16 protein-coding genes are annotated in these 20,611 nt (G+C 51.0%); 1 reads left to right on the top strand and 15 read right to left on the bottom strand.

Features of this window, described 5'->3' with window-relative positions:
* Positions 1-31: 31 nt before the first annotated feature.
* From HMPREF2981_RS08940 to HMPREF2981_RS08925, 4 genes are all read right to left on the bottom strand, one after another.
* On the bottom strand, positions 32-1,459 hold the full coding sequence (locus HMPREF2981_RS08940) for a gamma-aminobutyraldehyde dehydrogenase (RefSeq protein ID WP_070662502.1): 1,428 nt from the start codon (positions 1,457-1,459) through the stop codon (positions 32-34).
* Between the two features lie 133 nt (positions 1,460-1,592).
* Entirely contained in the window at positions 1,593-3,065 is a 1,473-nt protein-coding gene (locus HMPREF2981_RS08935) for an NAD-dependent succinate-semialdehyde dehydrogenase (RefSeq protein WP_070662500.1), read from the bottom strand.
* A 56-nt stretch (positions 3,066-3,121) separates the two neighbouring features.
* Positions 3,122-4,015, bottom strand: coding sequence for a universal stress protein (locus HMPREF2981_RS08930; protein ID WP_179918894.1), 894 nt, complete (start codon positions 4,013-4,015; stop codon positions 3,122-3,124).
* A gap of 94 nt (positions 4,016-4,109) precedes the next feature.
* A complete protein-coding gene (locus HMPREF2981_RS08925; protein ID WP_070662497.1) occupies positions 4,110-5,552 on the bottom strand; it encodes a flavin monoamine oxidase family protein in 1,443 nt (480 codons plus the stop codon).
* A gap of 200 nt (positions 5,553-5,752) precedes the next feature.
* Between HMPREF2981_RS08925 and HMPREF2981_RS08920 the strand changes: the two genes are divergently transcribed.
* Positions 5,753-6,451 (top strand): TetR/AcrR family transcriptional regulator, encoded by a 699-nt coding sequence (locus HMPREF2981_RS08920; RefSeq protein WP_256370524.1) that lies wholly within the window; start codon positions 5,753-5,755, stop codon positions 6,449-6,451.
* Positions 6,452-6,518: 67 nt separating this feature from the next.
* Here HMPREF2981_RS08920 and HMPREF2981_RS08915 read toward each other — a convergent pair whose 3' ends face one another.
* The 11 genes from HMPREF2981_RS08915 to dop all read right to left on the bottom strand — a co-directional run bounded on the left by HMPREF2981_RS08915 (position 6,519) and on the right by dop (position 20,599).
* Positions 6,519-7,253, bottom strand: coding sequence for a polyprenol monophosphomannose synthase (locus HMPREF2981_RS08915; RefSeq protein ID WP_048778199.1), 735 nt, complete (start codon positions 7,251-7,253; stop codon positions 6,519-6,521).
* A gap of 138 nt (positions 7,254-7,391) precedes the next feature.
* On the bottom strand, positions 7,392-8,495 hold the full coding sequence (locus tag HMPREF2981_RS08910) for an amidohydrolase (RefSeq protein WP_070662494.1): 1,104 nt from the start codon (positions 8,493-8,495) through the stop codon (positions 7,392-7,394).
* A gap of 16 nt (positions 8,496-8,511) precedes the next feature.
* Positions 8,512-11,433: a DEAD/DEAH box helicase gene (locus HMPREF2981_RS08905; protein WP_070662491.1), complete on the bottom strand. Its 2,922-nt coding sequence runs from the start codon at positions 11,431-11,433 to the stop codon at positions 8,512-8,514.
* Positions 11,434-11,494: 61 nt separating this feature from the next.
* Positions 11,495-12,379, bottom strand: a complete 885-nt coding sequence (locus HMPREF2981_RS08900) for a twin-arginine translocase subunit TatC (protein WP_037230906.1) — start codon at positions 12,377-12,379, stop codon at positions 11,495-11,497.
* A gap of 132 nt (positions 12,380-12,511) precedes the next feature.
* Positions 12,512-12,748, bottom strand: a complete 237-nt coding sequence (tatA, locus tag HMPREF2981_RS08895; protein ID WP_004004679.1) for a Sec-independent protein translocase subunit TatA — start codon at positions 12,746-12,748, stop codon at positions 12,512-12,514.
* A 423-nt stretch (positions 12,749-13,171) separates the two neighbouring features.
* Complete coding sequence (locus tag HMPREF2981_RS08885) at positions 13,172-14,890, bottom strand: WYL domain-containing transcriptional regulator (protein WP_239668099.1); 1,719 nt, start codon at positions 14,888-14,890, stop codon at positions 13,172-13,174.
* A 476-nt stretch (positions 14,891-15,366) separates the two neighbouring features.
* Complete coding sequence (locus HMPREF2981_RS08880) at positions 15,367-15,762, bottom strand: FKBP-type peptidyl-prolyl cis-trans isomerase (protein WP_048778190.1); 396 nt, start codon at positions 15,760-15,762, stop codon at positions 15,367-15,369.
* Positions 15,763-15,835: 73 nt separating this feature from the next.
* Complete coding sequence (locus tag HMPREF2981_RS08875; protein WP_070662485.1) at positions 15,836-16,957, bottom strand: FKBP-type peptidyl-prolyl cis-trans isomerase; 1,122 nt, start codon at positions 16,955-16,957, stop codon at positions 15,836-15,838.
* A gap of 205 nt (positions 16,958-17,162) precedes the next feature.
* Positions 17,163-18,623, bottom strand: coding sequence for a Pup--protein ligase (pafA, locus tag HMPREF2981_RS08870; protein WP_070662482.1), 1,461 nt, complete (start codon positions 18,621-18,623; stop codon positions 17,163-17,165).
* A gap of 48 nt (positions 18,624-18,671) precedes the next feature.
* Positions 18,672-18,872 (bottom strand): ubiquitin-like protein Pup, encoded by a 201-nt coding sequence (locus HMPREF2981_RS08865; RefSeq protein WP_004004684.1) that lies wholly within the window; start codon positions 18,870-18,872, stop codon positions 18,672-18,674.
* Positions 18,873-18,880: 8 nt separating this feature from the next.
* A complete protein-coding gene (gene dop, locus HMPREF2981_RS08860; RefSeq protein WP_070662479.1) occupies positions 18,881-20,599 on the bottom strand; it encodes a depupylase/deamidase Dop in 1,719 nt (572 codons plus the stop codon).
* Positions 20,600-20,611: the final 12 nt, after the last annotated feature.

Genomic DNA, 20,611 nt, shown 5'->3' with positions numbered 1-20,611 from the left:
TTTGCCGAATTGAGCTTGGAGAAGCTATTCTTTATGCGCTCAAATCACTCATGACGTGTTTAACACGTGTGTATTCTTCAACGGAATACAAGGAAAGATCCTTACCGTAACCCGAGTATTTGAATCCGCCATGAGGCATTTCAGCAGTCAGAAGTACGTGCGTATTAATCCAAACCGCTCCGAAATCAAGATCGCGAGAAACTCGCATAGCAGTACTATGATTTGACGTCCAAACTGATGACGCCAACGCATAATTTACATCGTTAGCAAGCTCAACTGCTTCCGCCTCTGTAGTAAATTTTTGGAGCGTAAGAACTGGTCCGAAGGTCTCTTCTTGGACAACAGCATCGTCTTGATTGACTCCGCTCAGCACCGTAGGTTCCACAAAAAAGCCACGGGTGCCGCACTGTTTACCACCGGTTTCAACTGTGACGTGTCCAGGGAGGCTGTTGAGCTTATTCATGACGGTCTTAAAGTGATTGATGTTGTTCAATGGACCGTAGAAGTTCTTTGAATCGTCTTCGTGCCCAGTAGCTGTGTCTTTTGCAGCAGCTACCAGCAGATCTCGGAACTTGTCGTAAACACTGTCTTGAACGAGTACGCGAGTGACTGCCGTACAATCCTGACCAGCATTGAAATAACCGAAATCTGCGAGCATGCGCGCAGTACGAGGCAAATCCGCGTCTGCAAAAACAACTGCTGGCGCTTTACCGCCAAGCTCCAAATGAGAACGTTTCAGACCAGCTGCAGCACCGGTAGCAACTGCCTGACCTGCGCGTACTGATCCGGTAATAGAAACCATGGCAGGGGCCGGGTGCCCTACCATAGCTTCACCAGTTTCACCGGTCCCCAGCACAACGTTGACAACACCGGCAGGGTATATTTCCCCTATAAGCCTTGCCAATTCGAGGGTGGATTCTGGTGTGGTGTCAGATGGCTTGAGAACTACAGTATTCCCGGCAGCGAGCGCGGGACCCAACTTCCATAATGCCATCATGAGGGGATAGTTCCAGGGGGTTACTTGGGCGACGACGCCGATGGGCTCGCGCCGTACGTATGAGGTATGTCCTTCCATGTATTCGGTTGCTGCTTTTCCTTCTAGGGTGCGTGCTGCCCCTGCGAAGAAACGTAGCTGGTTGGCACCGACGAGGACTTCTTCGTCACGGATGAGTTCTCGGGGCTGTCCGGTGTTGCGGTGTTGGGCTTCAACGAGTACGTCGACGTTTTCTTCGAGCGCGTCTGCGAGTTTGAGGAGAAGTAGCTGGCGATCTGAAGGGGTCGTATGCTTCCACGTTTTGAATGCGTCTTGAGCCGCATGCATGGCGGCGTTGACGTCGTCGTTAGTGGATATTGGTGCTTGTGCTATGACTTCGCCGGTTACGGGGTATACGATGTCGAGTACCTCATCAGAGGTGGAATCGACGAACTTGCCGTTGATGAAATTCTTCAAGCGCTTCATAACGTTCTCCTTTGGGGTTTGGACTTACGTAGGTTTGTAAGTTTGTGTGTGCTCGTTTTTCCTTGTGGGAAGGTAAAACGAACCCTTCGAGAAATTGTTGTGTTGTGCGTATCTTGGATGGTTTTTGGGTGGTTTAGCTGGCGTATGGGTCTTTGATGCCGATGTATTGTGTGTAGGTGTATTCGGCGATGCCTTCGGCGGCTCCTTCCCGTCCTAGTCCGGAGTGTTTAACGCCTCCGAATGGGGCTGCAGCGTTTGACATGATGCCGATGTTGAGACCTGTCATGCCGACTTCTAGGCGGTCTAGTGTTCGTAGGGCGCGGGATGTATCTGTTGTGTAGACGTAGGATGCTAGCCCGTATTCTGTGTTGTTGGCAAGTTGGATTGCTTCTTCTTCGGTAGAAAAGGTGATGATGGGTGCTACGGGTCCAAAGATTTCTTCTTGGATGACGCGTGCATCGTGGGGAACGTTGATGAGGACTGTGGGTTGGTAGAAGTATCCGGGACCGTCTTGGGGATAACCGCCGACCAGAGCTTGGGCACCTCGGTCAAGAGCGTCTTGTACAAGTTCGTGGATGGAATCTACTGCTTTTTGTTCTATGAGGGGGCCACAGGTGGTGTCTGGGTTTAGACCGTTGCCGGTTTTGAGATTTGCGATTTTCGTCGCTAATTTGGTGGAAAATTCTTCGGCACGGGATTCGTGGACTAGGAATCGGTTTGCGGCGGTGCAGGCTTCGCCCATGTTGCGCATTTTTGCTCCCATGGCGCCTTCAATGGCTTCGTCGATATTTGCGTCTTCGAAGACGATGAAGGGGGCGTTTCCGCCGAGCTCCATGGAGGTGCGTAGGACATTTTGCGCGGCTGATTTTAGAAGGGCTTTGCCAACGGGAGTGGAGCCGGTGAATGAGAGTTTGCGCAGGCGTGAGTCTGCAAGGAGAGGATCTGAGACGGCTGATGCAGTTGCTGATGCAACTACGTTGAGTACTCCTGCTGGTAGCCCCGCATCGAGCATGGTTTGTGCGAAGTATTGTGCGGTTAGGGGTGTGAGCCGTGCAGGTTTGAGGATCATTGTGCATCCTGCTGCTATTGCAGCTCCGGCTTTGCGTGTTGCCATAGCTAGTGGGAAGTTCCATGGGGTGATGAGTAGGCATGGTCCTACGGGTTTATGCTTTACCAGTATTTGGTTTTTACCTTCGGGTGTGGGCTGGTAGCGTCCGTAGTCGCGTACGGTTTCTTCGGAGAACCATCGTAAGAATTCGGCTCCGTAGACTACTTCTCCTCGTGATTCTGCGAGGGGTTTTCCCATTTCGAGGGTCATGAGGGTGGCGAATTCTTCGGAGCGATCGGTGATGAGGTCGTATGCCCGTCGTAGTATTTCTGCACGTTCACGCGGCGGCGTGTGTGCCCATTGGTCTTGAACATGGCATGCTGCGTCTAGGGCTGCTATTGCGTCTTCAGGTGTTGCTGATGCTAAGGTAGTGAGCTTTTCTTCGGTCGCTGGGTTGAGGACATCGAACGTCTCCCCTGCGGATCCTTCACGCCAAGTGTCGCCGATGAGTAGCCCAGTGGGTATTTTGTTAATGAGTTCTTGAAGGTGTTGTTCCATTGTTTTCCTTTCCTTGGGATGATAGTACGGCGGTGTATATCACGTGAGAAACCGGGCTATTGTTTGATGATAGGGATTGAGCCTGTCCACGGCTGCTGTTGGGAGCCCTTGCGTCCAGGGTGGTAGTCGCGTGGTACTACGACGAGGGGAATAGGAAGTTTGGTCATGATTTTTGCGGTTGTTGAGCTTAGGAAGAGTTCTCCGCGTTGGGCTAGCTTGGAGGATCCGGCCATTAGCACGGAGTCTTCGTTCCAGTGCACAGAATCGACCGCTTCTACGATGGTAGTTCCTGCGCCTACTGCGATGCTTAGCTGTTGTGGGTTTATTGGTTTGACTGCGGATTGGTCTACGAGGTCTTGGATGATGCTGCGATAGGTTGTATCGTCTAGGTCTTTTCCTTCTTCGTAGAGTGAGACTAGGCGTACTGGTATGCCTGTTCGGTTTTGGGTTGCTATGGCTTCTTCGACAAGGTTTATGGAGTCGATGTCTGGGGATACGGCGCAGTCGAACTGTTTGATCGTGTGTGAAGCGCTGTATTTACGTGGTGCTAGAGCGACGGGAATGCGTGAACGGTGTAGAAGAGCGTTCCCAACCGCGCCTAGTGAGTGCCAAAGCCAATTTCCGGTGTTACCGCCGCCCACTATAATGAGTCCGGCGTCTATAGCGTCGGCTAGTTCTAGTAGGCCGCTGACTGCGGAATTGGCGCGGCGTAGGTGGAAGCGGGCGACTACTTGAGCAGGCACGTAGTGCTGCGCCTCTTCGAGCCATTGAACGGCTTGCTTTTGGAGTAAGTCTTCGAAGTTGGATCGTGGCGCTGCAAGGCGAGGACTTTGCGGTTTAATGACGTACACTACGTCCAATTCTGCACCCAGGGAGCGAGCTAGTACGACTCCTAGTTGGAGAGCTGAACGGCCCCGTGCGTCAGGCGAATATCCTACGACGTATTTCATGTTTCCCATCCGTATTTGGGGAGCTTTACTGGGTATGTCATTCTTTAGCTCACCCAGTAAAGCTGCCCGTGTGTGCGTTACGATGCGAATGATCTTATTTGAGTTTTGCGGCTAGCAGTTTTGCTGTTTTTTCTCCCATGCGTATAGCACCATCGACATGCTGGTAGCCTTCGGCAGCAATGTCTGAGCATGACCAGTAGATTGGTCCTACTGGGGCTTCTTGGTCTGCGCCGTAGCGATGCAGTCCGCCAAGATCATAGCTGGCTGCGTATGCACCACGAGTCCACTCTTCGGCACCCCAATCTGATTCGTAGTACACCACGGGATTTTTTGTTTCTTCTCCGAGCATTTGCGCCATGGAGTCTAGGATGCGTTCTTTGCGTTCCTCGGCGCTGATGGTGAACATTTCATCCGCTGCTTCGTCGGAGACGAACCCTACTAGAGTGCCGCGAGCTTCTTCTTCTCCAGTTGCTGGGTCGTAGTTAGTGTTGTCGTAAATCTCTTGTACCAGGTTATTAGCGGCAAAACAGGTTCCTGAGAGACCTTTGTCCCGCCAGAACGGTGTGGGGTAAACAGCGTGCACCTTGATAACCAGACCAAGGGACTGGTGCTGATGCATTTGATGCTGTCGGCGATCTAGCGGCGGCACAAAATGGATACGTGAATATAGGTTCGGAGGAACCGCAACAACAGCGTACTTTGCTCGAACAATGATGTTTTTTTCAGGTGAGGTCTCTCCACCTTCGGAGAAGGCTTCAGCTTCAGCAAGTACGGGGTATTCTCCGTCTTCTTGCCAACGTAGAACGCGGACCGGGTGTTCAAGAATTATATTCTCTTGTCCTATTTTTTCTGCGAGGGCTAAGGAGACGGACTGCATGCCACCCAGAACACGTTTGTCGAGAATAAAATCTTCATCGACAAGGTTAGAGAACGACCCTGCAGATGCAGCCATAAGTACTGCCTGTAAAGCTGAGAATGCGTGAGCCGGTTTAGTGAGCATACCACCAGCAATGAAGAGCCCAATATTGTTACATGCTTCTTCATCATTGGATTGTTCGCGGAGCCAATGGTGAAAACTAATTGTATCGAGCTCGCGTGCCTTGGGGTGCGCCCAAGGTTTCTCGGCTCCGATCTCTGCTGCAAGCTCATCTAAAATTCCGATGAGTCGTTTCATTTCTTGCTGGGTGTGCTCGTTGGCAGGAAACATGTCTCCGTTGTACCGGTGCATGGTACCGTCAGGGTCGCGATAGAGATTCTCACCTTCGCGGTAACGAGAGAAGGTCTTAAGCCCGAGCTCTTCAACGAGCTCGGTGAGAACAGTCTGATCGGGGGAAATCCATTGTCCACCGATTTCAAGGAATGCGCCGTCAATATGGTTGTTCCATGTACGCCCACCTACACGTTCACGCGCTTCAAGGACTGCAACGGTATGTCCTGCTTGCTGCAGCCGGTATGCTGCAGTGAGTCCGGAAGGACCTGCGCCGATAATTACGACGTCTCGGGTCAGTTCATTCGTAGTTTCGTTCTTGGTCGTCATGGTTAAACCCTTTCGCTCAAAGAAGCACAAAACGAATTGTGTTCGTTTTAGTGTATCCCAGAACACAGAAATTACAAATCTAGGGGCATTTATGAAGCGTAAAATTTCTGATGGTATGTTTTATAACTGCTCACAGACGGGACGGCAGTACACGCCGAAAGCAAAGAAATAGTAAAGGATTTATCGTGATCTCTTCCCCCATGCGACGCGCTGGACGTCCCTCTTCGACAGTGTTAAGCGCATCCAAAATTGTGCGGTCAGCACGTAGACTTTTGGCCGATCAAGGAAATTTCACTATGAGCGCACTTGCTCAGAAGCTAGGCGTCGCCCCCTCTTCCTTATACAATCACTTTCAGTCTCGTGACGAAGTACTGGGAGCTATAAGCGATGCGGTCATCAATGACATTACGCTGGAGCCCCTGATACGAGCGACTAAAATTCTTAACGAGCAGCACCTATCCCCCACCGAAAAGCTAGAACTCTGGACTGAATCTTTGAGTCTGTGGGGGAAGTCTTATCGAGACGCGTTCAGTGAGAGCACTGATTTGGTAACAGCGCTCGCATTGACCCCGATCGATCGGGCCCCTCAAACGTTACATATGTATGACGTCCTCATTCAGACGTTAAGAGCTTTTGGGTGTCCAGAATATAAAACTTTAAATGTTATTGAATCTTTAGAGGCATTCCTGCTGGGATCTGCAGTAGACTCCCACGCCCCCGAATCTATCTTTAACCCTGCGGCTTCAGCAGATGAGTATCCGTATTTACAAGACGCATATACAGCGATGCAGCGTAGCTCGCAGACTCCAGCAGAGAACGCATTTAGCTTAGGACTCGAAGCGATTCTTCATGGTCTGGCGCGTACAGCTATACAGGAATACAACACGAATACAGAGTGACATTATACAAAAGTGCCCGAACTATCAAAGGGTAGTTCGGGCACTTACTTATTCTTGTGAAGTTTAGTTATTTGCCTAGCTTCTGTTTGAGCTTATTGATGCGGTTGGAAACGCCCCAAGTCGTCACTTTACGCATAGAATCAAAAATTATATTTCCGGTCATCTTTGATGCTCCGACCTCACGCTCAACAAAGGTAATAGGAACCTCAACAATTTTGAGCCCTGCTTGCTCAGAACGCCAAGCGAGGTCTACCTGAAAGACATAGCCCTTAGATTCAATGCCTTCAAGATTCAAACGTTGTAGTGCTTCACGCCTATATGCGCGGAAACCTGCTGTGATGTCTTTGATCGCAGTCCCTAGAACAACCCGCGTATAAATATTTGCTCCACGAGAAAGAATTTGGCGTTGAACGGGCCAGTTTTCTGTTTTTCCGCCGGGTACATAACGGGAGCCAATAGCTAAATCTGCCCCAGCTTCAACAGCATGTACTAGCGATGGTAACTGCTCGGGCTGGTGAGAACAATCAGCGTCCATCTCGATAAGGACTTCATATCCCTCATTGAGACCCCAATCAAACCCCGCAAGATAAGCTCCACCAAGACCGTCTTTCACGGTACGGTGAAGAACGTGAATCTGTGAATCTTGCTCAGCCATAGCATCCGCAATCTGACCTGTACCGTCAGGGCTATTATCGTCAACTACTAGAATATCGACGTCGGGTGCTGCCTTACGAAGACGTTCAACAACAACGGGTAAGTTTTCCTTCTCGTTATACGTCGGAATAACGGTCAGTACACGCATAATAATTCCCTTGTTTTCCTTTGTTAGAGTGAAGGTAGGGTCTAGGTTTACTAGTATAACCGGCGAAATACGGCGTAAGGGCGTATTCTGCAGATGCACGGTATATTTTCAGGTAACTTTTACGAGCTAGGAAACGTACTATTCCCCTCCCCTAGTGTACATGCGATCTAATACGGGCAATGGCACATCTGAAGCAAGAACCGGTAAAAGTGGAATACGAGCACGGGGATCAGTACTCCACGAGGCTACGCGAGAATCCGGGGCTTGGACCATAAGCTCAGTGACGTTCCAGAGTGCTATATTCGCTGGTGTATCAGGGAGTATTTGGCCCGCAAAGGGGTTCTCGTCGTGGGCTAGCCGGTAGACTCCTCGCGTAAGTGCTGCGAAACCACTGCGTGCTGAAATACCATCTGCGGGTTTTATAAGGGCTGAGATGAGCTCCCATCCAAGAGGCACTTCAACAAGAGATGAGTCTGACCCTAGCGCGAACGCGGTACCAGCTGCATTCGCCCGGTGGGCTAACTTTGCAGTCTCAGTATCAAAGGTTGCTTGGATACCTAAGTTGATCCGTGCATCTGCGAGATCCTGAAGACGTTGATCATCAATGACTCCACGAACCTGATCAAGTCGGACATTAAGCCAAGGATGCTGTTCCCTAACGGCTAGCGCATAGCTAAAGGCATTAGTGAAACTATCTTGGGTGTTGATGGAGAGTACAAGACCATGTTCTGCTGCTTCGGAGGCCAGAGTAGGTAGGTGGTCTAGATTTGTGGCGTGAAATCCAGTGAGTGCTATAGATGATTTATTGAGCAGGTCTTGGGCTGTGGTGACGAGCTCAGCGTACGATGCGGAGGTCGCTTGTGGCTCTGGGATTATGAAGAATCGTACGTCTGGGGCTGTTGAGTGTGTTGTATAAAACGTGTCGAGTGATGCGCGTAGGGTCGGGATGTCTCGTATTGTTCCTGCGAGTGTGTGGGTATGGTATCCCTGGGTATGTGTTCTGAGGAAGTACTCGTAGAGTGTTTTTTCGCTGTGGTTGTTTATGGGTGCGAAGGCACGTGCGAAGGTGGGCGTGATGAGTTTGCCGTTTAGATCGATAGCTCGCATGCGTTCGTCCGTGATGGAGCGAGCTCCCGCATCTGAGCCTATCCAGGTTACGGTACCGTTTTCGGTGAGGAGCGCTGTGGCGTAGGGGTCGGCGGGGCTGTAGATGCTCCCGTTGGTATAGATATAGATGCTCATGTTCTTTCCAGCGGTTTTAGGAGTCTAGTGCGACGACTCCGCGGCGGATGAGGGCTATAGCTTTTTCGCAGCTTGCTCGTAGGTTTGGGCTTATGGTGGGGATATGGGCGATCTGGTCGAGGGCGTCGATAACTTGTTTTGCCCAGCGTACGAAGTCGCCGGCGGCGAGGTCGGTATCTTCGAGTGCTTTTGCGAGGTGCATACCGCGAGCCCAGCGGTAGATAGGGGTGACGAGGCCTAGATCGCAGGGTGGGGTTTGATCTAGTTTGTGACGTTCTTCGTGGGCGTTGAGCCGGGCTAGTTCACGGTTGATGGTCGCGATGGGTGCTTGTAACGAGGGATGTGGGTAGCGTGGGAGAATTTCGATGGTTTCCTTTTTGCCCTGGTATGTGAGCGCGGCTATGGTTGCTGCTATAGCCGCAGGATCCAGATCTGTGAGGAAGCCTTTTTCGAGACAAATAGAGGTGAGAAGGTCTTTTTCCCCGTAGAGTTTGCGCAGGGCTTCCCCCCTCGTCGTTAGCTTGAGCCCGTTATGGGAGTCAGCAGTAACGTAGCCGTATTCAGTGAGGAGCTTTGCGATGCGGTTGAAGACCTGGGCAATAGTGTTGGTGCGTCGGGTAATTTGGCGGCGTAGTCCTTCTGTTTCTGCGTTGAGTTTGCGCCATCGTTCTGCCCAGCGTGCATGGGTTTCCCGGTCAGAGCACCCGTGGCAGGGGTGGTTACGTAGTTGGGTGCGTAGTGTGTCGAGTTTTTCTTGGGCATCGTTATGACGTGTGGCGATGGGGGTATTTCCGAGTTTGCGGGGCGGTCGTTCATCGATGAGCGCTTGACGCATCCGTGAGACGGCGTCGCGGCGTTCTTTGGGTGTTTTAAGGGTTATTTTCTTGGGGATCTTGATATAGGAGACGGGTTCAATGAGCCCCGTGAAATCACGTGCGCTTGCGGTGCGCTGCTGATTGTCTTCGGTAAGGATACCAATGCGTGGGTCTGTGTTGGATTCGGCACGGGTGATGACGATAGCGTAGCCGCGGGAGCGCCCATGAGGTATGTGAATGATGTCTCCGGGCATAAGTTCTTGGATGCTTTGGTGGGTTTGGGCGCGTGCATGTTGTTGGTTGGCTTTGCGGGTTTTTTTCTCTAGATCTTTGATGTTTTGCCGCAGGCGCATGTATTCTGTGAAGTCTCCAAGGTGGCACTGCATGGAGTCTCGGTATCCTTCGAGCGCGTTTTCGTTTTTACGTACTCGTGCAGCTGTTCCTACGACTGATTTATCTGCTTGGAACTGGGCAAAGGATGATTCGAGGATTTTGCGGGTTCGTTCGGCACCATAGGCTGCGATGAGGTTCGCAGCCATGTTGTAGGTGGGGCGGAATGATGAGTTAAGGGGGTATGTGCGAGTGGATGCGAGGGTGGCAACCTGTTCTGGTACAAGACCTGGACGCCAGAGGACTACGGCGTGTCCTTCAAGATCGATTCCGCGGCGCCCTGCCCGCCCGGTAAGTTGGGTGTATTCTCCGGGGGTGATATCGACGTGGGTTTCACCGTTGAACTTGGTGAGTTTTTCGAGGATGACGGTGCGGGCTGGCATGTTGATGCCGAGTGCGAGGGTTTCGGTGGCAAAGACTAGTTTGATAAGACCCTGCGCAAAAAGTGTCTCAACAACTTCTTTGAAGAGCGGCAGCAGACCCGCATGGTGGGCTGCCACCCCGCGGATGAGTCCGTCTCGCCATTCGTAATATCCAAGGGCATGAAGGTCTCGGTTATCAAGGTGTGCGGTGGTTTCTGCAATATAGGCACGGATGGTTTGCTCCTGTTCCTCGGTGGTGAGGACGATATTCGCGTTGACGCATTGGGTAACGGCGTCGTCACATGCTGCCCGTGAAAAGATGAAGCATATGGCAGGCAATAGCCCTTGCTTGTCTAGGATATGGGCCATTTCAGGGCGAGATATGCGGTGCGGACGCAGAACGTCGGTGTCTTGGGTGAAGGTTTTATGACGGGATCGTTCGAGTGCATGTGTGTGTTTGTCATGCCGGTTGCGGCCGCGTCGGAAGCGCTCGCGTTTGGGTGCATTGTGCCGGGGGGTGTGCCGGCGAAAGCCTGGCCGCAGTTGTTTGAGGAGCGGGTTAATGCGTAGCCCCGCGGGAGCGTTTTGGGGTGATTTTGTGTGGTTTTTACGACGTTTTGTAGGTGAAGCCTCTTTCTGAGAAGTTTCATCGGGTACGAAGAGGTCGATGACACGGTTTCCTACCATGAGGTGCTGCCAGAGCGGGACGGGGCGGTGCTCAGAGAGGATAACATCAGTATCACCCCGTACGGTATCTAGCCATGCTCCGAATTCTTCGACGTTGGATACAGTCGCAGAGAGTGAGATGACAGTGACATGTTCGGGAAGGTGAATAATAGCTTCTTCCCAGACTGCTCCACGGAACCGGTCGGCGAGATAGTGTACTTCGTCCATGATGACGTATCCCAGACCGATGAGGGTCGTAGATTCGGCGTAGAGCATGTTGCGAAGGACTTCGGTAGTCATGACGACGATGGGGGCTTCGGTATTGATGCTGGTGTCACCGGTGAGCAGACCCACGCTTTCTTCACCATATTCACGCACAAAGTCATGGTATTTCTGGTTGCTGAGTGCTTTGATAGGGGTTGTGTAGAACGCTTTTGTTCCAGTTTGGAGGGCAAGGTAGATGCCGAATTCTCCAACAACTGTTTTGCCAGCACCGGTGGGTGCAGCAACAAGGGCTGCATGCCCGGCTTCGACGGATTGACATGCCTGACGTTGGAAGCTGTCAAGGGGGAACCCAAGAGTCTTTTCGAACTTCCCAAGCGCTGTTTTTGCGTGAGCGTTACGTTCTTGCGCTTCCTGATACTGTGCAGAGTAGCTCGGGCGGTCGTTCGAGCCGTGAGTGGTTTCTTGGGGATTTTCAGCCATAATTCTAGTGTACCTGCGCCTAAAAATCCTCCGTCTTGAGTAGACGGAGGATTCTGGAGTTTTACTTTTGGGAGGGTTCCTCTTCAAGCTGTCCTAGCTTTTCAAGGTCTTCAGCGCTGGTGGCCGTATTGAGCTCGGTCTCTGTAAGACCCTTTGCTAGTTTAGCTTCGCGGCGGTCGCGCCGTTTATCGTTGAGCAAGCATATTGCTATGGCGAGGAAGAAGAAAGTTAGGAGCGGAATCATCAGGTAGAACATCATCATGATATCCGTCCCGGGGGCCGTCATAGCTGCGATAAGCGCTACAAGAACCACGATCCAGCGCCAAGATTTGAGGATAGTTTTACCCCGAATAACCCCCAGCATGTTCAATCCCACGAGGATGACGGGGATGATAAATGCTAGTGAGAAGAAGAAAATAAACTTAACGATGAAGGAAATATAGGTTGGAGCGTCAATGACGTTCGATCCACCGGGTGGGGTGAACATTGTGAGTGCACGAACAACGCCGGGCAGACTGTACCAAGAGATGAAGACACCGCAGGCAAAGGCAAAGATTGAGCCGCTGAGGAAACCATAGAGGTATTTTTTCTCTTTGGTGTGTAATGCGGGAAGTAAGAAGCGCAGCCCTTGATAGAGCCAAACGGGTGCAGCAAGTCCAAGACCGATATACGTACCCACGCGAATGAGTTGGTCAAAAGGTGAAGAAATTGAGCCGTAGTTTAAGGTTGCAAAGCGGTTATCTGCTGCGTTGATTTGTTTGAGAGGCTCAGAGATTGCATCAATAAAGGGCTGATACAAGAAAATAACGGAAAGTACGGCGGCGATAGCAGTTGCAATAGCCGCTTTAATGAAGCGGTCACGAAACTCACGTAGATGTTCCTTCAGCTCCATACGGGCTTCAGGATTTAGTTTGCGGTTGCGTACATCCTGATCCGGTTTTGCCATCGTTTTCCTCGTTGTATTCTAAGCTCCGCCTCATACCTGTTATTCAAAAATTATCGATATGGGTAGATAAACTACTGGACAACCCGTGCCACCAGAGAGGTGGTTGCACGGGTTGCGTTGTTGTACTGAAAATTAGTTTTCAGACTTTTCGGACTTAGCTTTGTTGTCAACAACTTCAGCGGTGACAACATCGTCCTTATCGTCTTCTTTCTTACTATCGCTCTTCATGCCCTCGACTTCGGACTTGAAGATACGCATCGACTGACCAAGGCTACGTGCCATACCTGGAAGCTTGGGAGCGCCAAAGAGCAGAACGATGAGGAGGATGACTACGATAATAGTTGCCGGGTGACTGAACAACTGACCCATAAGGTATGAACCTTTCTGTGCTTAGAGCAGGTCTCCGATATTTTGAGGTTGGCCGAGTCGATCTCGTCGGGAGACCCGTCGCTTGATCCGCTCAGACCTGCGTGTCTGTTTTCCTTGTTCGTATTCATTGTACGCCGTGGTTACCGGGGTAAAAATCCCTAGGCTTTGCTCGGCGGGCAATTTTCGGCGGGTATTCGCTTGCGCTTCGTCGAAACGAGTTTCGATGGATTCCATCCATGTTGCTACAAGATCGAGTAGCATGAAGCCCCGTGTGAGTGCACGATATACGAACCACGCTAAAAACGCTAGAGAACCTATCGTTAAGGTGCCCCATAGTAATACCCAAAACCACCACGGCATAGGAATTATTATACAAGGTTGTTATTCCACTTATAGATGTCTGGGCGTGTCTTTCGCAGATATCTATGCTAGAAGTGACATCAGACGATCTTTAAGTAGAGACCGTACAGGTTCTGGCTCAAGAATCTCTAAAGCACCTTCATACGCTACAACGAAATGCAATATTTGCTTAAGACCTGCCTCGTTTTCACCAGGATAATAGTGCAGCTCATGGTAAATCAAGGGTGTTTCAGGTTTAGAAGGCTGGGACCGTGAAACGTGAGTACTCCGTCGTTTCAAAGTACGGATAGTACTCTCTCGCCGCTCTGTTTTGAGATTTTCAACGTGGATTTTGATTCGAACATAAGGGTGTTCTGTATTTGTCTGTTGCTGCCGAGACCAAAGATGTGGGGTGTTGGGAGTCTTAGAAGCAGCGACCTGATGGCTTTTACCGCCAAGCCGTGCATTTTTCATGCGGTCAAGAGCAAAATTTCGCCAGGCATTAGAATCGGTAGTTTCACGACACAGCCCATGCAGATAAAAACGATTATTTTCAAAGATCAGTGAGCAAATATCAACGGTGCGCTGCACCCCTGCATAGTCAAAAATAAGGGTTCGTTTCTGAGAGACTGCCCGATGTATTAAAGGAATAAGATGGTGTTCAGGAGTAAAAATTAGGCTTCCGCGCAAGCGCTCAGCATCCTTTGGGTAGCTCACCAACAGCAGCTCACGAATTTTGGAAACGCGTGCATCGTCTGGGTAGAGAACCTCAGCAGCTGACATCGAAAAGAAGAGCATGGCACGCTCTAAAGCTGACAGAGGAACGCCCTGATAAATCAGATCGTCACATGAATAGGTTAGCTCGGCGTATAGTTCATGATCCTGACGGGGCGTGAAGACTATAGGAGGCGCAAGATCCAACTCTGCAGCTCCATAGTCCTCGCATACATCGGTAAAATCACTGACAAGGTTGCTTTTAGACTTGCCGTTATCCACTTGTAGAAGTGAAGTCGCTGGTTTAAAAGGAACGCCCCCTTCGGACCAAGCCGCATCGTCTTGGCTTAGACGATGTAGTACCAAGAGCATATCGATAAAACGGTCTGTATCATCATCGCGTTCACGGCGAGAATTCTTACGCCATGCTTCAGACAAAACAGCCTTGTGATGATGGGTATAAAGCAAACGTTCCACCAGCTTGTGCTGAGCTCGATATGCATCCCGGGCCCGTTGAAGGTCTTTGCCCGAAAAATCTGCGGACGATTTTGGGATCAGTATTTTCAATCCGCGTGCGGTGGCTTTCACCGCAGTTTCTCGAATACCGTAGGAGTCAAGAAGCAGCTGCTCATGTGAATCTAAGGATAAGGCGGGTACGGTACGGGCATAGCCCTGAAGGTTTTCAGAAAGCATGGTTTGAAAATCAAACGTTTCACCAGGCCGAACAAAATTCTTTTGCTGCTGTTGACTACCGTTGATGCGCATACTCTGAATGCGCTCAAAACGGTGAATATACGCACGATTCGGTTCTTCCTCCGGAGCCTCAGAACCCTCGCGAGGGGGATAGTGCGCCGTAAAATACCAATTGCCGTAACGATACCCTATCCCCCACACGGACAGATTCTCGCTATGGCGAGTATTGAGGTCCCCATAGTCCATATCAATGGTTTTATGCTCGCTAAAGGCACTAAAAATCTCTTCTAGATGGGAATCATCACTTAGACGTATACGCTGGAGTGGTTCCTCTAGTTCCTCTAAACGTATAGAAGCTGAGAGCGTGGGAACGCTAAGAACGATCTTACGCATCATACGATGTGCAGAGCTCTCAAGCTCGGTACCTTCCCAGGCACGGCACAGGCTCATGAGAAATTGTGTGTCCTCTAACGTAAGTTCCCAATCAAGAAGCGGATTAGGAGCCGGAGTGTACACATAGTAGCTTTTGCCGTCATGTTCAATATGCTTAAACGTGATACCAGCATCACGCAAACAGTCCTTTGCACGCTCAAACTTTTTAGCGATGGTCTCAGCTTTTCGTTTATTCCCCGAGCCAAAGATGGTGTATTCGTCTAAACCGTACACTTCTAAAAACTCTGCGCGAGAAATACCGCGCCGCGAGCTATTGCATAGCCGATGATAAATCCTAATCAACGATGAACTAGACGAAACATCTCGCGCTTTTGTTGCCATACATCCATCATACGGGGATATATAAAACCTTAAACAACTCAGGGGCTGCTGTATTCGTACCCGTAAATTACGACAGCAGCCCCAAAGTTTAAGATTTTCTAGCTAACGTCTACCAAATCCACTACAAAGATCAGGGATTCACCAGGTTTAATGACCGATCCTGCGCCGCGGTCACCGTAGGCCATGCTTGCAGGAATTTCGAGGCGACGCCGACCGCCAACCTTCATGCCTAACAGTCCTTCATCCCAACCGCGGATAACCTGCCCCACGCCAACCTGGAACGGAAGCGGCTCGCCGCGGTTCCATGAAGCATCGAATTCCTCACCAGTGGAAAAAGCAACACCTACATAGTGCGCCAAGACACGAGAACCGGGAACAACCTCAGCCCCCTTACCTTCGATAAGATCTTGGATAACAAGTTCGGTCGGGGCATTGCCCTCGGGAAAATCAATTTCCGGCTTTTCTCGATCAAGCTTACGCTGGCCAAAAGACATAATATGTTTCCTTTTCTCTCAAGTGCCCTACCGAAGACGGGTACAGCGCTTATCGGCAGAGCTCGAATAGAATTTACTGTTTGGTGGGATCAGCCGTAGGCGCCAAGCTAGACGGGATAGCTGTGGGGGAAGCTGAAGAAGGCTCCTTAGCCTGCTGAGAAGGCTGCGCTGAAGCGTGGGCTGGGCTCATGGGAACAGTTGCTAAAATATCGACAACAAATACTAGGGTTCCCTTGGGTCCACCATTCTGTCCCTCTTCCCCATAGGCAAGTTCAGCAGGAACAACAAGCTCAACTCGAGAACCTACTTTCTTACCCTTTAAGCCCTGTTTCCAACCCTTAATAACTCCGTTAAGCTGGAAATTTGCGACCTGTTTATCGTAGTTCCCATCAAAGACCTTACCATCAGACCACTGAGCGCCAATATAACGCACATATACTGCATCGTTCTCATTGACTTCGGCACCGGTACCAGTAATCAAATCTTGAGCAACAAGCTCATGCGGAGCCTCTCCCCTATCATCTGCGAACTTCAGCTCTGCCTTACCCGTAGTCTCATTCAGAGAGAAGGCAGGAAGCTTCGGATTGGGAGTTTGCTCAGTACCCTGAGCATATTTAGGAAGATCCTTCTCTGTGGGAAGCTTCCGAGCTACGGTATAAACCTCAAGATTGGTTGGTGCACCAGCTTCGACAGTTGGTCGTACTGAGGAAGCAGACTGCTGTTGCTGCTGCTCGTGGGACACATTCGTACTATATACAAAAGAACCACCAACCTTCATCTTCTTCATAACTTCGTAAATAGTGGGTTCTATCGTTTTTAATCGACCAACTTGAATGGGTATAGATTGCTCATTTTCCTTATAAGAACTGCCTACCAATGAACCATTTTCACCATTAAAAATTGAAGCGTTGACGAGAACAGTATCGCTATCCTGAAGGGAGTCACCTGTACCTTCATCCAGTACCCTGGCAACCTCCCGATCTGTAGAAAAAGGTGTAGAAAAAGATACAGCGGGAACCTGAGTTCCGCCCTTAAGATCTACCTGTACTTTGTCAAGTGCTTCTGAGCTACTCACAGTGTTTTCACTAGCAGAAGCGGACGGCGAAGATTCGTTTTGACCCGAGTCACCAGCGCCGCAAGCGCTTAGCAACATCGAAAGAGTGAGTACTGAAGCAGCCAAGGCTTTTTTCGACACGAAGGTTCCTTCCCTAGGTTTTCTTTATTTCGGAGTTCAGACGTTTAAGATACGCCGAAATTATGTGATGCTCTATAACTCAATATTAAACGGGCGAAAACCCGACAAATACAACGGTGTAGAGCAAATCAATAAGAACATAAAACATACGTAAAGTATCAAACCCTAGAATAAAAAGCTAGTTGTAGAACCATATTGTGGAACATTACACCAAAGGCGGAACGGACTGAGGAGGGTTCTTATGGCGAAGCATCTCAAGAACCTTTGTGAGTTCGGAGCTCTCCGTCTGAAAAGGATCTTTAAATACTAGGGTGTGCTGTGGGTATGCGTTGAGTTTAAGGTGTACCCAATCTACGGTAGACTGCTCCCCCGCATTTTTAGCCGCCTCTACAAACTGTGAACGTAGTCGTGCGCGGGTTGCCGGGGGCTCCTGCATCGCACGCTGTGCGGCATCAGGCGGGAGGAGCGTTGTGATGGCTCCACGCCGGGCTAGAGCATGGTAAACCCCGCGGTGGGGGTCAATATCATGGTAAGCAAGATCGAGCTGTTGGATGCGAGCGCTCGCATAGTCTGTCGGAGTTCCAGCCGCGTTGCTACGGGCGATGTATGCGTCTAGGAATTTCTTTTTGATAGCCCAGTCGATTTCGGTGTCAATACTGCTGTAGTCACCGGTTTCGATGGCGTCGAGGGTGCGCTGCCAGAGGTCTAGTGCGTAATCGACACGATGGTGGTGGGTCCCGTATTGCGTGATGTATTGGCGGGCAGCGTCGAGGTAGTGCCTTTGAACGCTTAGAGCTGTGTAGCGTTGTCCGTCTGTGGTTTCAAAAGCTGCGGTTCCGGTGAGGTTGTGGCTGATGGTGCGTAGAGCTTGCGGGACCGATGCGAGTTCTAAGCTGGTGACAGGAAATCGGTCTTCGAGCATGCGTAGCACGAGGTCGGTGCTGACTATTTTGAGCAGTACCGTGGGTTCCGCCATATTGGAGTCGCCGTTGATGACATGCATACGGCGGTATCGTGAGGCATCGGCGTGGGGTTCGTCGCGGGTGTTAATGAGGGGTCGCGTGCGGGAGGTTGAGGTGCTTGCTGCTTCCCAGATATGGTCTGCTCGCTGTGAGAACGAGTACGAAGGTATGCCTGTAGTGGCTTGTGGATCTGTTGAACCTGGTAAGGGTCCTCCGTGGGGGTGGGTTTTTCCTGCGCCTACAAGGATTTGACGGGTGACGAGGAATGGTACGAGTTGTTTAACGAGGATGGGGAATTCGAGTTTGCGGCTGATGAGGTAGTTTTCGTGGCTGCCGTATGAGTTTCCGGCGGAGTCTACATTGTTTTTGAAAAGGTAGATCGTGCCGTTGAGAGGGCGATCGTGGTGTGCGCGCAATTGCTCTTGGGCTTGTTGCGCTAGCTGAGCGAAGAGGAGCTCGCCCGCGCGTTCTTGGGCGAGGAGTTCGTCGATGGTGGCGCATTCGGCGGTGGCGTATTCGGGGTGTGAACCTACATCGAGGTAGAGCCGTCCACCGTTGGGCAGGAAAACGTTAGTAGAGCGCCATTCATCAAGGACGGGCTTGAAGAGCGCTGCAGCTGTTTCTTCGACGCTGAGCCGTCCTAGCCCCTGGGGTACGTAGCTAAGTCCGAATTCGCTTTCTATGCCAAATATGCGTTGTTCCATGGTGTGTTTCTAGTAAGGGGACGAAAGTGCTTTGAGCAAGTCTTTGAGTTACTGACCGCCCTTTTGGACGAATCCGGTGACGAATTCTTCGGCGTTTTCGGCGAGCAGCCCGTCGATTTCGTCGAGGATATCGTCGACTTCGCTTATGTCATGTACAACGGTCGTGTCTTGTTGGGTGAGGGATTCCTCCTGTTCAGTGAGTTCTTCGTGGTACTGGAGCTCTGAAGCGTGGATGCGTTCACGTGACATGTTTTCTCCTAAAGGTCTTTATGGGGTGTCGTGTTCTGTTGGAGGAGTTGAAGCAGTTCGTCGGAGTGGGTAACTCGTGGTAAGAGCGGGTCTACTTCAGATTGAGTGTAGCGTGTGGGCTCTGGCATGGCGAGTCGGGTAAGTTCGTGGGAGTAACGCCCCCGGCAAGATACGGTATCCCAGTTGATACCAATGATTTCATCGGGCCATCGGCTCATCAGGGTTCCTCGGAGATAAGCACGGGTGTCTGATGGTGGGGTGCGGGCGGCGTCTTCGATGTCTTGAGACGTGAAGAGGGTGCGCATCCGACCACGCGCAACGAGGCGGTGGTAAAGACCCCGTGTAGGATCTATATCTGCATAGTGTATGTCAAGGGCTTTGAGCTTTGCATCGGTATAGGGAACACCTTTAGCCACATAGCTGCTGACGAGCGCATATTTAGCGACCCAGTCGAGACGATCTGCAAGTGCGAGAGGATTTGTTTCTAGAGCATCGAGTGTTTCTTCCCAGAGGGCGAGTATTTGTTGGGTGTCGTTATCGACTCCGGTGGGGTTCTCATGTTCGTGGCTTTTGCAGGCGTTGAGGTATGCGCGTTGAATTTCTAGAGCTGTGGCGAATTTGGTGGTGCTGTCAGAATCTTCTGTGAGCGGGAGCTGAGCACTGAGTGATAGGTCGTGGCTGGTGGTGTGTAACGCTGTTACTGGGTCGGCGAGGTGTAGGTTTGGGGCGCGTCCGGATTCTATGAGGTTTAGTACTAGAGTGGCTGTGCCGAATTTAAGGAGGTTTGAATAGTGGGAAAGATTGGCGTCTGCAGGGATGACGTGCAGACGACGGTAGCGCTCGGAGTTGGCGTGGGGTTCATCGCGGGTGTTAACGATGGGCCGTCGAATAGTTGTTTCAAGCCCGACAGGGCGTTCAAAGAAGTCGGCCCGTGAGCTGATTTGGAATCCTGGAATTTCGCCGTTAACACCTATGCCTACGCGGCCTGCCCCGGTATAGATGATGCGTGTTGCAAAGAAGGTTAGGAGCGTGCTGGCAACGTCTTCGAAAGGGATATCGCGGCTGATGAGGTAGTTTTCGTGTGCACCGTAGGATTGTCCCTTGGAATCGGTGTTGTTTTTGTAGAGTTTGATGGTTGGTAGGTTATCATCGGTGTGGTGCGCTACTTCGGTGATCGAATCGTAGGCTATTTTGTCGCCCGCAGCATCGTAAAGTACTGCTTGGAGCGGGGTGAGTACTTCGGGGGATGAGTATTCGGGATGGGCGTGGTCGACGTAGAGTCGGGCGCCGTTGGCGAGCATGGCGTTCATGGTGACTCGGTCCCAGTCGAGGCGTTCCGGGTAGCCTCCTCGTCCGTGGATGAGCTCTTGGGATCCGTCAATTCCTGCTTCTCGTAGGGCTTCAAGCGCTATATCTTCGCTTGTGAGTTCTCGACGGGTGTGTGTGAGTTGTGAGGAGTGTGCCTCTTGTTCTTTGACGGTGTGTCCGAAGGCGTCAGTGAGCGGGGACTCGGATTCTGTAGACCAGTACGTGTGCTGTGCTTTTTGCGCGTTATCCTCAATGGCTCGACGTAGAGATTCTGTGCGCTTTGCTTCCAGTTTTTCGTACGTGTTGACTACGATAGCGGACAGTATCGTGGGGTTTGTGCCGAGGGCATCCGGGGATATAACACCGTATTCGGTTTCTGCTCCCATGATGCGGTGAATACCGTAGACGGGCTGGAACATGAGGTTACTTTC

Origin of the sequence: Rothia sp. HMSC069C01 (genome assembly GCF_001814655.1) — a bacterium.
GTDB lineage: Bacteria > Actinomycetota > Actinomycetes > Actinomycetales > Micrococcaceae > Rothia > Rothia dentocariosa.
The sequence above is the reverse complement of the archived record's forward strand: the minus strand, read 5'-3'. Positions and strand labels throughout refer to the sequence as shown.